The 13,535-nt window shown below is 74.9% G+C and carries 13 protein-coding genes and 1 tRNA gene; 2 read left to right on the forward strand and 12 right to left on the reverse strand.

Annotated elements, in window-relative coordinates:
* Positions 1–32: 32 nt before the first annotated feature.
* The 10 genes from DQ241_RS09190 to DQ241_RS09235 all read right to left on the reverse strand — a co-directional run bounded on the left by DQ241_RS09190 (position 33) and on the right by DQ241_RS09235 (position 9,942).
* Positions 33–1,232 carry a hypothetical protein gene (locus tag DQ241_RS09190; protein WP_113829856.1) on the reverse strand — a complete coding sequence of 400 codons (1,200 nt, stop codon included), beginning with the start codon at positions 1,230–1,232 and terminating at the stop codon, positions 33–35.
* Between the two features lie 167 nt (positions 1,233–1,399).
* The gene (locus tag DQ241_RS09195; RefSeq protein WP_113829857.1) at positions 1,400–2,887 is read right to left on the reverse strand and encodes a right-handed parallel beta-helix repeat-containing protein; all 1,488 of its coding nucleotides are present in this window, start codon (positions 2,885–2,887) and stop codon (positions 1,400–1,402) included.
* On the reverse strand, positions 2,884–3,498 hold the full coding sequence (locus tag DQ241_RS09200; protein ID WP_158545906.1) for a hypothetical protein: 615 nt from the start codon (positions 3,496–3,498) through the stop codon (positions 2,884–2,886). Before DQ241_RS09200 ends, DQ241_RS09195 begins: the two co-directional genes overlap by 4 nt.
* 88 nt (positions 3,499–3,586) lie before the next feature.
* The gene (locus tag DQ241_RS09205) at positions 3,587–4,135 is read right to left on the reverse strand and encodes a DapH/DapD/GlmU-related protein (RefSeq protein ID WP_147252354.1); all 549 of its coding nucleotides are present in this window, start codon (positions 4,133–4,135) and stop codon (positions 3,587–3,589) included.
* A complete protein-coding gene (locus DQ241_RS09210) occupies positions 4,125–5,480 on the reverse strand; it encodes a sugar transferase (protein ID WP_113829860.1) in 1,356 nt (451 codons plus the stop codon). Before DQ241_RS09210 ends, DQ241_RS09205 begins: the two co-directional genes overlap by 11 nt.
* Positions 5,481–5,834: 354 nt before the next feature.
* The gene (gene pth / locus DQ241_RS09215) at positions 5,835–6,404 is read right to left on the reverse strand and encodes an aminoacyl-tRNA hydrolase (protein ID WP_199584280.1); all 570 of its coding nucleotides are present in this window, start codon (positions 6,402–6,404) and stop codon (positions 5,835–5,837) included.
* 86 nt (positions 6,405–6,490) lie between these two features.
* Complete coding sequence (locus DQ241_RS09220; RefSeq protein WP_113829862.1) at positions 6,491–7,207, reverse strand: 50S ribosomal protein L25/general stress protein Ctc; 717 nt, start codon at positions 7,205–7,207, stop codon at positions 6,491–6,493.
* Between the two features lie 138 nt (positions 7,208–7,345).
* Positions 7,346–8,326, reverse strand: coding sequence for a ribose-phosphate diphosphokinase (locus DQ241_RS09225; RefSeq protein WP_113829863.1), 981 nt, complete (start codon positions 8,324–8,326; stop codon positions 7,346–7,348).
* A 15-nt stretch (positions 8,327–8,341) separates the two neighbouring features.
* Entirely contained in the window at positions 8,342–9,838 is a 1,497-nt protein-coding gene (gene glmU, locus DQ241_RS09230) for a bifunctional UDP-N-acetylglucosamine diphosphorylase/glucosamine-1-phosphate N-acetyltransferase GlmU (protein WP_113829864.1), read from the reverse strand.
* Positions 9,839–9,869: 31 nt separating this feature from the next.
* Positions 9,870–9,942: transfer RNA gene (locus tag DQ241_RS09235), tRNA-Gln, on the reverse strand.
* Positions 9,943–10,138: 196 nt separating this feature from the next.
* Here DQ241_RS09235 and DQ241_RS09240 point away from each other — a divergent pair.
* Together DQ241_RS09240 and DQ241_RS09245 are read left to right on the forward strand one after the other, a co-directional pair.
* On the forward strand, positions 10,139–11,128 hold the full coding sequence (locus tag DQ241_RS09240; protein ID WP_113829865.1) for an acyl-CoA desaturase: 990 nt from the start codon (positions 10,139–10,141) through the stop codon (positions 11,126–11,128).
* A 31-nt stretch (positions 11,129–11,159) separates the two neighbouring features.
* Complete coding sequence (locus DQ241_RS09245) at positions 11,160–11,801, forward strand: TetR/AcrR family transcriptional regulator (RefSeq protein WP_233492329.1); 642 nt, start codon at positions 11,160–11,162, stop codon at positions 11,799–11,801.
* Here the strand turns inward: DQ241_RS09245 and DQ241_RS09250 are convergent.
* The gene (locus DQ241_RS09250; protein ID WP_113829866.1) at positions 11,794–12,702 is read right to left on the reverse strand and encodes a 4-(cytidine 5'-diphospho)-2-C-methyl-D-erythritol kinase; all 909 of its coding nucleotides are present in this window, start codon (positions 12,700–12,702) and stop codon (positions 11,794–11,796) included. The genes DQ241_RS09245 and DQ241_RS09250 overlap by 8 nt on opposite strands.
* A complete protein-coding gene (rsmA, locus tag DQ241_RS09255; RefSeq protein ID WP_233492330.1) occupies positions 12,699–13,427 on the reverse strand; it encodes a 16S rRNA (adenine(1518)-N(6)/adenine(1519)-N(6))-dimethyltransferase RsmA in 729 nt (242 codons plus the stop codon). The genes DQ241_RS09250 and rsmA overlap by 4 nt, the downstream gene beginning before the upstream one ends.
* Positions 13,428–13,535 lie beyond the last annotated feature (108 nt).

The following is a 13,535-nucleotide window of genomic DNA, read 5'->3' on the forward strand; positions in this document are numbered from 1 at the left end:
CGCGGGGTGCCCAGCCGTCGTCCTGCCCGCCTCTAGCGCGCCCGGACCGCGCTGCGGGGGAAGGGCCGTCCGCCGACCGGCGGGTCCGTCGCCGGCTCGACCGGGGCCGCGCTGCGGTCCAGGGCCATGGCGACGCCGAGGGTGATGGCCACGAAGACGTTGTTGAACGCCGACACCGACAGGCCGCTCACCGAGATGAGCGCGAGCAGCGCCAGGGTGTCGCGCAGCGGGACGCCCGAGCGCCGCAGGCCGATCCAGACCAGCACGTAGAGCAGCGCCAGCCCGAGGACACCGTGGTCGAAGAAGGCGCGCAGGAAGTACGAGTGCAGGATCACGGAGTAGCAGACGCCCGGGTCGCTCGAGCTGAACAGCGCCTCGTAGAAGCGGAGGCTGCCGCAGCTGCCCGGGGACAACGGGGTGAGCGGGAACGAGCCGGTGAGGAACTCCCAGATCGGCCAGTCGCGCACCTCGTACCGGAAGGTGTCCATGAAGACCAGGCGGTCGAGCCGGGCGCCGGCGTCCTGCTGGGCGCGGCTGCTGAACAGCCAGAAGACGGCGTAGCCGACGGCTCCAGCCCCGGCCACGTGCAGCGGCCAGGTGCGGTTGCTCGTGCGCACGAACAGCGGCAGGTAGATGCAGATGAGCCCCAGCGCCGCGCTGCGCGACCCGGAGATGAGGACGATGAACGCGAGCGCGAGGAAGACCAGGTTCCGGCGGGCGCCCAGCCACGGCCACGACAGGTAGAACAGCCCCATGAGCATGATCAGCTCGAAGTTGTTCTCGATGTAGATGCCGGGGCGGTCGGCCAGCCCCAGGGCCACCGAGTAGCCGTACTTGACCAGGAAGGCGCCGATCAGCAGCGTGCTGAACTGCGCCAGCCGCGGGCCGTCGAACACCTGCTTGCCGACGAGGAAACCCAGGGCGACCAGGTAGAAGAACGCCTTGTACGCCTGCAGGAAGTCCGGGAGGGCGGCGTCGCTGTAGACCGCCCATAGCAGCGTCTTGAGGAAGACGTAGAAGCCGCCCACCAGCAGCAGCGCCCAGCCGGCCGGGCGCACCCGGGGCGAGCGGAGCACCAGGAGGCCCGCGGTGCCCAGGAACGTGAGCTCGAGCAGCGAACCGGCCGGGACGGAGCTGAACCGGCCCGGGGAGGCGATGCCGACGACGGCGAGCAGCAGGAGCGCCCCGTAGAGCAGCTTCTCCGATCCGCTGGCCCCGGAATGGTCGGCCACGAATGCGCGCACCCGCGAATTCCGCGGCCGCCGGGAAATGGTCGCGCGACGCGTGCGGGCGCTCGTGACCACGCTGACCTCTTCCATTTTCCCGGACGATTCGCGTCAGCATAAGCAGCCGACGTCACCGGTTCGCGTGAACGCCGGGCCCGCGCACCCCGAACGGGTCAGGTCAGCTCGAGCCGCACCTGGACCGGGACCGCCCCCGCGTTGCCCAGGGTGACGGCCAGCTCGCCGCCGTTCCCGCTCACCGTGGCGCGCAGCGAGAACCGCTCGGCGGCCCCGGAGCCGATCCGGTCCGCGAGCGCACCGACCGCGACCTCGGCGTCCCCGTCGTCCCGCGACACGAGCAGCACCGCTTCGGCGGCGGTCCGGGCCCCGCTCCCCCGGTCGCGGGCGACGACAAGCAGCCGGTACGCGGTGCCGGCGTCGTCCCGGGAGGACGGCCCGAGGTCGAACGCCGCGGATGCGGACGCGGCCGGGTCCACGACCAGGTCGGCGGTCCCCACGCGGACGCGCGTCCCCGAGGCCGTCTGCACCCCGGCCACACCGGCATTCAGCAACGCGGTCTGCGAGCCGTCGTCGTCCACGGCCGACCCCGTCCGGCCGGTCAGGTCGTTGCCGGTCAGGACCAGGTCCCTCCCCCCGCGCCGGCGCACCGCGACCGCCGGGGACGCGTAGCCGCCGCCGTCGTCGTCACCCCCGGAGTTGGTGACCACACCGGTGACCACCAGGCCCGTGCAGTCCTGCTGGAAGATGTGGCAGTCGTCGTCCGATCCCTGCGCGAGGCGGCCGTTGCGGCGCAGGACCGAGCCGACGACCGCGCTGTGCCCGCACTCGACGAAGCGCAGCCCGGTGCGGCCGTTGCGGTCCACGATCCCGCCGACCACCAGGTTGTGCTCTGCCTGGAACGCCTGGAGACCGTGCCCGGCGTTCCACTCGATCTTCAGGCCCTGGAAGACGTTGTCGTTGGCCCCCGGGCCGAGGGCCACGCCGTCGCCGTCGTTGGCGTTGATCGCCGTGGTCTGCACGAGCGAGTCGACGAGGTTGGCGATGCCGGTGCCGTTCTCGTGGATCTGGCAGTCGCTGAGCACGTTGCCGCTCGTGTAGTCGGCGTCGTAGCCGACCGACCCCTCGACCATGGTCACCCGCTCGACGACGACGAGGAAGCCGCCGGGGCGGACGGCGGGCTGGTTGCGCCCGTTGCCCGACACCGTCAGGTCGCTCAGCCGGCCGTTCGCGCCGACGGTGAGCACCGGCTCCCGCTGGCCAGGCGTGCGGGCGCGCAGCCGGGCGCCGTGACCGGCCGTCCCGGTGTAGGAGCGCGCCAGGGGGCCGGCCAGCGACTGCCCCGGTGCGAGCACGAGTCCGTCGACCAGGTAGAGGCCGGCGGGCAACCACAGCGCGGCGCCCTCGCCCGCAGTGTCGACGAGCCGCTGCAGCGCCGTCGTGCTGTCGTCGGTCCCCGTCGGGTCGATGCCCCGACCGGCGAGGACGGTCGCCCCGACCGGCGGGCCCTCGGTGAGGGTGACGTCCGGGGCCGACAGCCGGGCGACCCCGGCGCCGGTGGCCGCGCCCGCCGCCGCGCCACCGACCAGCGCCGCGACGAAGCCGCGCCGGCCGAGAGCGGGCAGGTCGGGGTGGGGTCCGGTCACCGAGGGGTCCCGGCGGCCCGCTCGTCGCCGACCGGGACCAGCCGGTCGAGCAGCGGGAGCAGCGCATCCGCGATGGTTTGCGCGGTCCGGAGGTGCACCTCGTCGTCCCGGCCCACCGGGTCGGCGATGTCGTCGTCCGATCCGCTGGGGCGCCGGGAGCGCATGGCCGCCATCCGCGCGACGAGGGCGCGCATGCGGTCCTCGGGGCTGTCCGGCAGCGGCTCGGCCGGGTCGACCAGGCCGAGCAGACCGGCGGCCTCGCGCAGCGTGAAGGTGCGGGCCATGGCGCGCGGGGCGCGGGCCAGCACCTCGGCGCGGTGGGCACGCGTCATCGTCAGCGTCAGGTCGACGCCGACCGCGAGCTGCTCGGTGAGCTGCCGGGCCCGGAACCCGTCCGCGGACGCGCCGAGCCGCTCGAGCGCACGGGCGCTGGCCGGGTCCACGGGGGCGCCCACGACCGCGCGCACCCCGGCGCTGGCGAGGGCCACCACCGGCCCGCCCGCGGCGGCGACCCGCTCGAGGTGCGCGGCGCCGAGCCGCTCGGCCACCGGCGACCGGCAGATGTTCCCCGTGCACACCACGAGCAGGGTGAAGGGGACGTCGGCCGGCATGGACACCATTCTCCGAGCGGGACGGGGGTGACCCCAGCGCTGCCGGGAGCGGCTCCCTCGTGCGGGGTACACGACGGCAGCGGTGCGGCTACGCCGCGGAGCCCTCCAGGACCTCGGCCGGGGTGCCCAGCGCCACCGCACCGGCCGGCAGGTCCTGCAGCACGAGCGCGCGGGCGCCCAGAAAGGCGTTGTCGCCGATGGTCACCGGCCCCAGGACCGTCGCGTGGGCGCCGAGGTACACCCGGTCACCGATGACCGGGGCCCCGGGTGTCGGGTACGCCGCGCCGACGGACGCGTACGGCGCCATGACGACGTCGTCACCGAGCACCGCGCCGTGCACGACGATGACGCCCCGCCCCCCGTGGGCCAGCACCAGCCGACGGCCGCAGGCCAGGTCGGCGGGGATCTCGCAGCCGAGCAGGAGCCGGGCCACGGCCAGCAGCGGGAGGGCCACCAGCCGCGCCACGCGCGCGGCCGGGCCGGACGCCCGGGCACCGAACTGCGCGATCCGGACGATGGCGACCGCCAGCACGCTCAGCCCGCCGCCGCGACGCCGATTGACCCGGGCGTCCTCGGCCATCCAGACGACCAGCTCGGCGAGGGTGGCGGGATGGGTCGCGACCACCTCAGTAGGCACCGGAGGACGTGAGGACGGCGCGCGCGGTCTTCCAGATGATCTGCGCGTCGAGGGCGAGCGACCAGTTCTCGACGTAGCGCAGGTCCAGCCGGATCGCCTCGTCCCAGGACAGGTCGCTGCGCCCGGAGATCTGCCAGAGACCCGTGAGGCCGGGCTTCACCAGCAGCCGCCGGTGGACGACCTCGTCGTAGCCCGCGACCTCGCGCGGCAGCGGCGGGCGCGGGCCGACCAGCGACATCGAGCCGCCCAGAACGTTGAGCAGCTGCGGCAGCTCGTCCAGGGACAACCGACGCAGCCACCGGCCGACCGGCGTGACCCGCGGGTCCGCCTTCATCTTGAACAGCAGACCGTCGGAGTTGTTAGCGTCGCGCAGGGCCTCCAGGCGCTGCTCGGCGTCGACCACCATGCTGCGGAACTTGAGCATGGTGAAGGTGCGGCCGCCGAGGCCCACCCGCTCCTGGCGGTAGAGGACCGGCCCCGGCGAGGAGAGCCCGACCGCCAGCGCGATCACGACCAGCACCGGCGCGGCGGCGAGCAGCAGGAACGCCGCCAGCCCGCGGTCCACGCCGCCCTTCACGACGCGCCGCCAGCCCTCGAAGCGGGGCTGCTCCACCGACAGCAGCGGGAAGCCGTCGTACGGGCGGATGTGCAGTCGCGGCCCGGCCACCTCGATCAGCCCCGGCGCCACGAGCAGCTCGATGCCGGTCCCCTCCAGCTGCCAGGACAGCCGCCGGAGGTACTGCGCCGCGGTCTCGCTCGCCGAGGTGACCGCAATCGTGTCGGCGTCGAGCCGGTCGGCCATCGCGACGACGTCGTCCAGGCCCCCGACGGGGACCGCGGCCGCCCGGCCCACCCGGTGGCGGTCGGCCGGCGGCACGCAAGCGGCCACCACGTCGAGCCCGGAGTGGGTCGACCGGCGGAAGGACTCCACGAGGTCGAGGACGGCGCCACCGCGGCCGACCACGATCACCCGCTTGGTCCACCGCCCCGCCGCGCGGCGCCGGTTGAGCCAGATGCGACCGGCGTAGCGGATCATCAGCGTGGCGACGGTCAGCGCGGGCACCGCCACGACGACGAACGCCCGGCTGAGATCGAGAGCCGCCGCGTAGGAGACGAAGCCCGCGACGGCGAGAACCGCGAAACCGGCCGTGCCGACCCGGCGGTACTCGTCGCTGCCCGCGCCGAACACCCGCTCCTCGTGGGCCCCGGTGAGCGCGAGCAGCAGGGACCAGGTCAGCGGCAGGGCGAGCGCGGCCCAGAACAGCGGCCCGGCGGCGTCGAGGGCGGCGGGGCGGGTGGCGACGACGGCGCCGGCGGCCACAGCCGCGGCGAGCGTCTCGGCCACGGCGAGCCCGGCGGAGTACCGGCGGACCCAGGAGGACGTCGCCCGCCGCCTGGCGGCGGGGCCGAGACTCGGCGTCGGCGCAGCAGCCAGCGGTGCCCGCGGCGTCGGTAGGACGTCGCGCGTCAGTTGTTCGTGGTCAGCCAGCACGTGTTCCCCCCGTGTCACTACCCTCGGTCACACCCGAGTGTCGAGGGCACCTCCGCGGCCCCTGCTCGCCTGCGGAAGAGCGGCCGGGGCGGCATCGGCGCCGAGTACAGGGTCACCGAGCGTGACGTGCAGGGTCAACGCGAACGGGGGCTCTTCACCCGTTGGTGGTTCCCCTCCGCCCCCGGTCGGGTGGCGGAGGCCTCCGCGTCAGCTGCGCGGGTGCACCACGTTCTGCGCCGCCTCGAGGCCGCGGGTCAGCAGCTCCTCCGTGGCGTCGGCGGCCTCGGCGATCAGGAGGTCGAGCTCCTTGCGCTCGGTCGCGGAGAAGTCCTTGAGCACGAAGTCGGCCGGGTCCTGGCGACCGGGCGGGCGGCCGATGCCGACGCGGACCCGCAGGTAGTCCTTGGTCCCGGTGGAGCGGGTGATCGAGCGCAGCCCGTTGTGCCCGCCCTCCCCGCCGCCGCGCTTGAGCCGCACGACCCCGAAGTCGATGTCGAGCTCGTCGTGCAGGACGACGAGGTCGGTCGCCGGCAGCTTGTGGTAGTCCAGCAGGCCGCGCACCGGGCCGCCGGACTCGTTCATGTAGGTCAGCGGCCGGGCGAGGACGACGCGGCGGCCGGCCAGCCGCCCCTCCCCCGACAGCGCGCGGGCGCGGGCACCCTTGCCGGCGGTGAGCTTCAGCCCGGCGCGGGCGGCGAGCTCGTCGAGCACCATCGCGCCGACGTTGTGCCGGTTGCCGGCGTAGCCGGGGCCGGGGTTGCCCAGCCCCGCGATCAGGAACGGCCCCTCGCTGGGGGCGGACGCCGCGGGGGCGCCGGCGGTGCCGGCGCCCCCGCGGGACGTGCTCTCGCTCAGGGTCGGTCTCAGCCGTTGTCGGCGGAGTTCTCCGCCGCGTCCATCGACTCGCCGCTGCCCTGGGCCGACGGCTCGGGGACGACGTCGCCCTCGCCGGCGCCCTCGGCGGCCGCATCGGACTCCTCGCGCTCGATGCCGGCCTCGGCCTCGGCCTCGGCGAGCTCGGCCTCGAGGGCCTCGGCGGTCGGGGCGCCCAGGAAGCCGATGACCATGGCCTCGGGGTCGGTGATCAGGGTCGAGCCCTTGGGCAGGACGAGGTCGCCGGCGGTGATGTTCTGGCCCGCGGCGCGCCCGGTGATGTCGACCTCGATGCTGTCGGGCAGCTTCGTGGCGTCGGCCTCGATCGAGACGGTGTTGAGCTGGTGGTTCGGGATCGAGTCCGGCGCCGGCTCGCCGACGACGACGATCGGCACGTCGACGGTGGTCTTCTCGCCGCGGCGGACCAGCAGCAGGTCGGCGTGCTCGTGCACGCGGGTCAGCGGGTCGCGCTGCACGGCCTTGGTCAGCGCGAGCTGCTCCTTGCCGTCCAGGACGATGGTCAGCAGCGCGTTGGCGCCACCGTTGCGCAGCGCCGCGGCGAACTCGCGGGCCGGCAGCGACAGGTGGACGACGTCCTGGCCGTGCCCGTAGAGGACGGCGGGGACGCGGCCGGCGCGACGGGTGCGGCGGGCGGAACCCTTGCCGAACTCGGTGCGGGTCTCGGCCTCGAGACGGAAGTCAGCCACGGTGGTGTGCTCCTAGAAGTCGGGTCTGCGTGGGCCGGCGATCAGGCGCAGCACACCCCCGAAGGAGCACACGCACGTCGATCACGGAGCAGGTGGACCGCTCCCTCGCCGGGCAACGGTGCACAGACTACCCGAGCGTCAGGAGGCGCCGTCGAAGAGGCTGGTGACCGAGCCGTCCTCGAAGACCTCCTTGATCGCGCGGGCGAGCAGCGGGGCGATCGAGAGGACGGTCAGCTTGTCGAACTGCCGCTCGGGCGGGATCGGCAGCGTGTTGGTCACGATGACCTCGCTGACCTTGCTGTTGGACAGCCGCTCGGCGGCCGGGCCGGACAGCACGCCGTGGGTGGCGGTGACGATGACGTCGGCCGCGCCGGCGTCGAACAGCGTCTCGGCGGCCTTCACGATCGTGCCGCCGGTGTCGATCATGTCGTCGACCAGGATGCAGACCCGGCCCTCGACCTCGCCGACCACGCGGTTGGCGACGACCTCGTTGGCGACCAGCGGGTCGCGGGTCTTGTGGATGAAGGCCAGCGGGGTGCCACCGAGCTTGTCGCTCCAGCGCTCGGAGACCCGCACCCGCCCGGAGTCCGGCGAGACGACGGTGATGTCGCGGTCGCCCCAGCGCTCCTTGACGTGGTTGACCAGCAGGTCGAGGGCGAAGAGGTGGTCGACCGGGCCGTCGAAGAAGCCCTGGATCTGCGCGGTGTGCAGGTCGACGGCCATGAGCCGGTCGGCGCCGGCGGTCTTGAACAGGTCGGCGACCAGGCGGGCGGAGATCGGCTCGCGGCCGCGGTGCTTCTTGTCCTGGCGGGCGTAGGGGAAGAACGGGGCGACCACGGTGATCCGCTTGGCCGAGGCGCGCTTGAGCGCGTCGACCATGATCAGCTGCTCCATGAGCCAGGTGTTGATCGGCGCCGTGTGGCTCTGCACCACGAAGGCGTCGCAGCCGCGCACCGACTCCTCGAACCGCACGAACAGCTCACCGTTGGCGAACTCGTAGGAGGCCGTGGGCGTGGGCGTGACGCCGAGGTGCCCGGCGATCTCCTCGGTCAGGGCGGGGTAGGCCCGGCCCGAGAAGAGCATCAGGCTCTTGTTGGTGGTCTGCCGGATCGCGCTCATCGGCTGTCGATGTCCCTAGCTGTCGTGGTCCGCCCCGGGATCCCCGGAGGCCTCCGCCCGGCTCTCGGCCGCTGCCGCGGCCTCCGCGGCAGGGGTCCCGGGCCGACGGCGGCGCACCCAGCCTCCCACATTCCGCTGCCGCGCCCGTGCGACCCCCATCGCACCCGGGGGGACGTCGTCGGTGATCACCGACCCCGCTGCCGTGTACGCGCCGTCGCCCACCGTGACCGGCGCCACGAGCATGGTGTCCGAGCCGATCCGCACGTGGTCGCCGATGGTCGTGCGGTGCTTGTCCACGCCGTCGTAGTTGACGAACACCGTGGCCGCGCCGACGTTGGCGCCCCGGCCGATGGTGGCGTCACCGACGTAGGACAGGTGCGGCACCTTCGAGCCCTCGCCCACCTGGGTGTTCTTCACCTCGACGAAGGCGCCGACCTTGGCCCCGGCGGCCAGCCGGGTGCCCGGCCGCAGATAGCTGAACGGGCCGACGGTCGCCTCCGGTCCCACGACGGCGCCCAGGCAGTGCGAGCGGACGACGCTCGCGCCGGCCTCGACGGTGCAGTCGACCAGCGTGGTGTCGGGTCCGACGACGGCGCCGCTGGCCACCGACGTCGTCCCCTTCAGGTGGGTGCCGGGCTCGAGGACGGCGTCGCGCTCCACGGTCACCGTGACGTCGACCCACGTGGTCGCCGGGTCGACGACGGTGACCCCCTCGACCATCAGCCGGTCCAGCACGCGGTCGTTGAGCGTGCGCCGGCGGGCGGCGAGCTCGCGCCGGTCGTTGCAGCCGAGCACGTCGTCGGCGTCGACCGCCCGGGCGCCGCCGACCGGGGCGCCGTCGGCGACCAGCAGGCCGAGCACGTCGGTGACGTACAGCTCGCCCTGGTCGTTGTCCGCGCTGATCCGGGACAGCCCGCTGCGCAGCGCCGCGGCGTCGCCGACGTAGACGCCGGCGTTGATCTCGCGGATGGCGCGCTGCCCCGGGGTGGCGTCGCGCTGCTCGACGATCGCGGTCACCGCGCCGGAGCCGTCGCGGACGATGCGGCCGAGCCCGGTCGGGTCGTCCACCTCGGCGGTGAGGACGGTGAGCGCGTTGCCCGCCCGCACGTGCTCGGCCACCAGGTCGGTCACGGTCTCGACGCGCAGCAGCGGCGCGTCGCCGTTCACCAGCAGCACCGGCCCCTCGACCTCGGGGACGGCGGCCAGCGCGACCTGCGCCGCGTGCCCCGAGCCGCGCTGCTCCTCCTGCACGACCGGCAGCGCGGCGGGAGCGACCTCGGCCAGGTGCGCCTCGACCTGGTCCCGCCCGGAGCCGACGACGACGACCGTGGTGGCCGCCCCGAGCGGCTCGCAGGCGGCGAGGACGTGACCGAGCATCGACCGGCCGCCGAGGGCGTGCAGCACCTTGGGGGTGGCCGAGCGCATCCGGGTGCCCTGACCCGCGGCCAGCACGACGACGGCGGCGACCGCCGGTGCCCCGGCGTCGGTCGTGGACGGTTCCTGCTGGCTCACGGGTCTCCTCGGCGTCGCTGCGGTCGGACAGCTGGGGGACTCGGACTCGAACCGAGACTTCCCGGCTCCAAAGGCCGGCGGGCTGCCGATTACCCCATCCCCCACCCGCGGCGCGCGCTGCGGCCGCGGGGGCGCGCACCGGCGCCCGCGGCGAGCCTAAGGGCCGCGGGGGCGCGGGGGCACGCGCCGGGCTCGGAGGCCGGGTCGCCCGGCTCCCTACGCTGCCGTAGGTTGCGGGCAGTTCCCCGCTCTCCGCGGACGCGCCGTCCGGCTGCCCCGCTCCCCTGCCCCGGAGGCCCCTTGTCCGCTCCCGCCCTCACCCGGCCCACCGCTCCCCCGCTCGCCGACCCGCACGCCGGGCTCCCGGCCAGCGCGATCGGCCGGCGCAAGAGCTCGCTGGAGATCGTGACGCTCTTCGTGATCGTCGCCGTCCCGTTCCTGGCGCTGGTCGCGGTCGTCCCCGCCGTGTGGGGCTGGGGCCTGTCCTGGCTGGACGTGGGCCTGGCGGTCGGCTTCTACTACCTGACCCTGCTCGGCGTCACGGTCGGCTACCACCGGCACTTCACGCACGGCTCCTTCAAGGCCCGCCGCCCGCTGCGGCTGGCGCTGGCGGCCGCCGGCTCGATGGCGATCCAGGGACCGGTCATCCAGTGGGTGGCCGACCACCGCCGGCACCACGCCTTCTCCGACCGGGCCGGCGACCCGCACTCCCCGTGGCGCTACGGCACCGACCTGCGGGCGCTGCTCAAGGGCATGTTCCACGCGCACCTGGGCTGGCTGTTCGACCGGCGTAAGACCAGCCAGGAGCGCTACGCGCCCGACCTGCTCAAGGACGGCGCCCTGGTCGCCACCAGCCGGCTGTTCGTCGTCTGGGCCTTCCTGAGCCTCGCCGCCCCCGCGCTCATCGGCGGCCTGGTGACGCAGAGCTGGGCCGGCGCGTGGTCGGCGTTCTTCTGGGCCGGCCTGGTCCGGGTGGCGCTGCTGCACCACGTGACCTGGTCGATCAACTCGGTGTGCCACGTCGTCGGCAGCCGGCCGTTCGTCTCCAAGGGCCGGGACCGGGCCACGAACTTCTGGCCGCTGGCCGTGCTCAGCGCCGGCGAGTCCTGGCACAACCTGCACCACGCCGACCCGACCTGCGCCCGGCACGGCGTGCTGCGCGGGCAGATCGACATCAGCGCCCGGGTCATCTGGCTGTTCGAGAAGGCCGGCTGGGCGTCGAACGTGAAGTGGCCCGACCCCGTCCGTCTGGCCGCGAAGCGGCGGGAGCCGGTGCCGGCCGCCCGCTGAGCGGGCGGCACGTCCGGGCAGGATGGCGCGCGTGAGCAGCACCCCCGCCCGGCCACGGGTCCGCATGACCGGCGCGCAGCGCCGCCAGCAGCTGCTCGATGTCGCCCGCGAGCTGTTCGCCGAGAAGGGCTTCGAGGCGACCTCGATCGAGGAGATCGCGGCGCGGGCCGACGTCAGCAAGCCCGTGGTCTACGAGCACTTCGGCGGCAAGGAGGGCCTCCACGCCGTCGTCGTCGACCGGGAGATGCAGCTGCTGCTCGGCCGCTTCACGGCGGCGCTGTCCACGCCCGGCCACCCGCGCGAGCTGCTGCAGCGGGCGGCGCTCGTGCTGCTGGAGTACATCGAGTCCGACACCGACGGCTTCCTGGTCCTGACCCGCGACGCCCCGGTCACCGGCGGCCGGGGCAGCTACTCCTCGCTGATCGGTGAGGTCGCCCGCGAGGTCGAGCACCTCCTGGCCGCCCAGTTCGACGCCCGGGACCACGACCCGCGGCCCGCGGAGCTCTACAGCCAGGCGCTGGTGGGCATGGTGGCGCTGGCCGGGCAGTGGTGGCTGGACAACCGCGTGCACGACAAGCGCGTGGTCGCCGCGTACCTGGTGAACCTGGCCTGGAACGGCCTGGCGCACCTCGACGCGCACCCGCGCCTGGTGGAGGGGCCCGGCGTCAGCTGATCAGGCGGGCGCCGGGCACCGGACCGGAGGCGGCGCGCACGGTCCGGAACACGCCCTCGCCGGCCAGCGTCGCGGCCAGGGTGACGGCGGACCGCTCGTCCTCGGCCAGCGCGGCGACGGTCGGGCCGGAGCCGCTCACCAGGGCCCCCACCGCGCCGGCGTCGGTGGCCGCCCGCAGCGCTCGTCGCAGCTCCGGCCGCAGCCCGAGGGCCGGCGCCTGCAGGTCGTTGCCGAGGGCGGCGGCCAGCGCCGACGGCGGCCCGGAGCGCAGCGCCGCGAGGACCGGTTCGGCCGGCAGCAGCTGCGTCCCGTCGGGGACCCGGCCCGCCGCGCGCAACCGGTCCAGCTCCGCGTAGACCGCGGGTGTGGACAGCCCCTCCCCCGCGATGCCCAGCACCCAGTGCCAGGTGCGGTCGGTGAGCACGGGGGCCAGCTGCTCGCCGCGGCCGGTGCCCAGCGCCACCCCGCCGAGCAGGCTGAACGGGACGTCGCTGCCGAGCCGGGCGGCCAGCTCGAGCAGGTCCGAGCGCGCGGCCCGCGTGCCCCAGAGCGCGTCCAGGGCGACGAGCGCGGCTGCGGCGTCGGCGCTGCCGCCGGCCAGCCCGGCCGCCGCCGGTATCGACTTGTCGACGTGCAGCGTGGCGTCGGCGCGGACGCCGGCGTGCGCGGCCAGCAGCTCGGCGGCCCGCCACACCAGGTTGCGCCCGTCGACCGGCACCTCGCCGCCGGCCCCCTCGCCGCTGACGGTGAGCGCCAGCCCCTCGCCCGGGCCGGCGGTGACCGTGTCGTGCAGGCCGACCGCGAGGTAGACGGTGCGCAGCTCGTGGAACCCGTCGGACCGCAGCGGACCGACGGCGAGCAGGACGTTGATCTTCGCCGGCGCACGGGCGACGACGGTCACGCCGGCTCCCCGCCGACCGCGGCCAGGCGGGCGAAGTCGGTGACCGACAGCTGCTCGCCGCGGATGGCCGGGTCGATGCCGGCCGCCCGGAGCCGGGCCTCCGCGGCCGCCGGGCTGCCGGCCCAGCGGGCCAGCGCCGCGCGCAGCCCCTTGCGGCGCATCGCGAACGCCGCGTCGACGACGGCGAAGGTCGCGGCGCGGTCGCCGGGCGGCGGTGGCCGGCGGACCAGCGACACCAGGCCGGAGTCGACGTTGGGCTCCGGCCAGAACACCCGCCGGCCGACGTTGCCCGCCCGGCGCACCTCGCCGTACCAGGCGGCCTTGACCGACGGGATGCCGTACGCCGCCGTGCCCGGGCCGGCCGCCAGCCGCTCGGCCACCTCGGCCTGGACGAGGATCAGCGCCCGGTCCAGCGTGGGCAGCAGCTCGAGCAGGTGCAGCAGGACCGGGACGGCGACGTTGTAGGGCAGGTTGGCCACCAGCGCGGTCGGCGGCGGGCCGGGCAGCTCGCGCACCCGCAGCGCGTCCTCGCGGACGACGGTCAGCCGGTCGGCCAGGTCGGGACGGCGCTCGGCCACGGTGCGCGGCAGCCGCACGGCCAGCCGCTCGTCGATCTCCACCGCCGTCACGCGGGCGGCGGCCGGCAGCAGCCCGAGGGTCAGCGAGCCCAGCCCCGGGCCCACCTCGAGCACGACGTCGTCGGGCCGCAGCCCGGCGGTCCGCACGATCCGGCGAATCGTGTTCGCGTCGTGCAGGAAGTTCTGCCCGAGCGTCTTGGTGGGCCGGAGCTCGAGCTCCTGGGCCAGCTCGCGGATCGCGGCCGGGCCCAGGAG

It is taken from the genome of Blastococcus sp. TF02A-30 (assembly GCF_003319185.1).
Lineage (GTDB): Bacteria > Actinomycetota > Actinomycetes > Mycobacteriales > Geodermatophilaceae > Blastococcus.

What these genes read in the sequence shown, in the direction of transcription:
- DQ241_RS09200 (WP_158545906.1), bottom strand. Translation starts at nt 3,498, where the DNA reads ATGCCGGCCGACGTCCCCTTCACCCTGCTCGTGGTGTGCACGGGGAAC.
- DQ241_RS09225 (WP_113829863.1), bottom strand. Translation starts at nt 8,326, where the DNA reads ATGAGCGCGATCCGGCAGACCACCAACAAGAGCCTGATGCTCTTCTCG.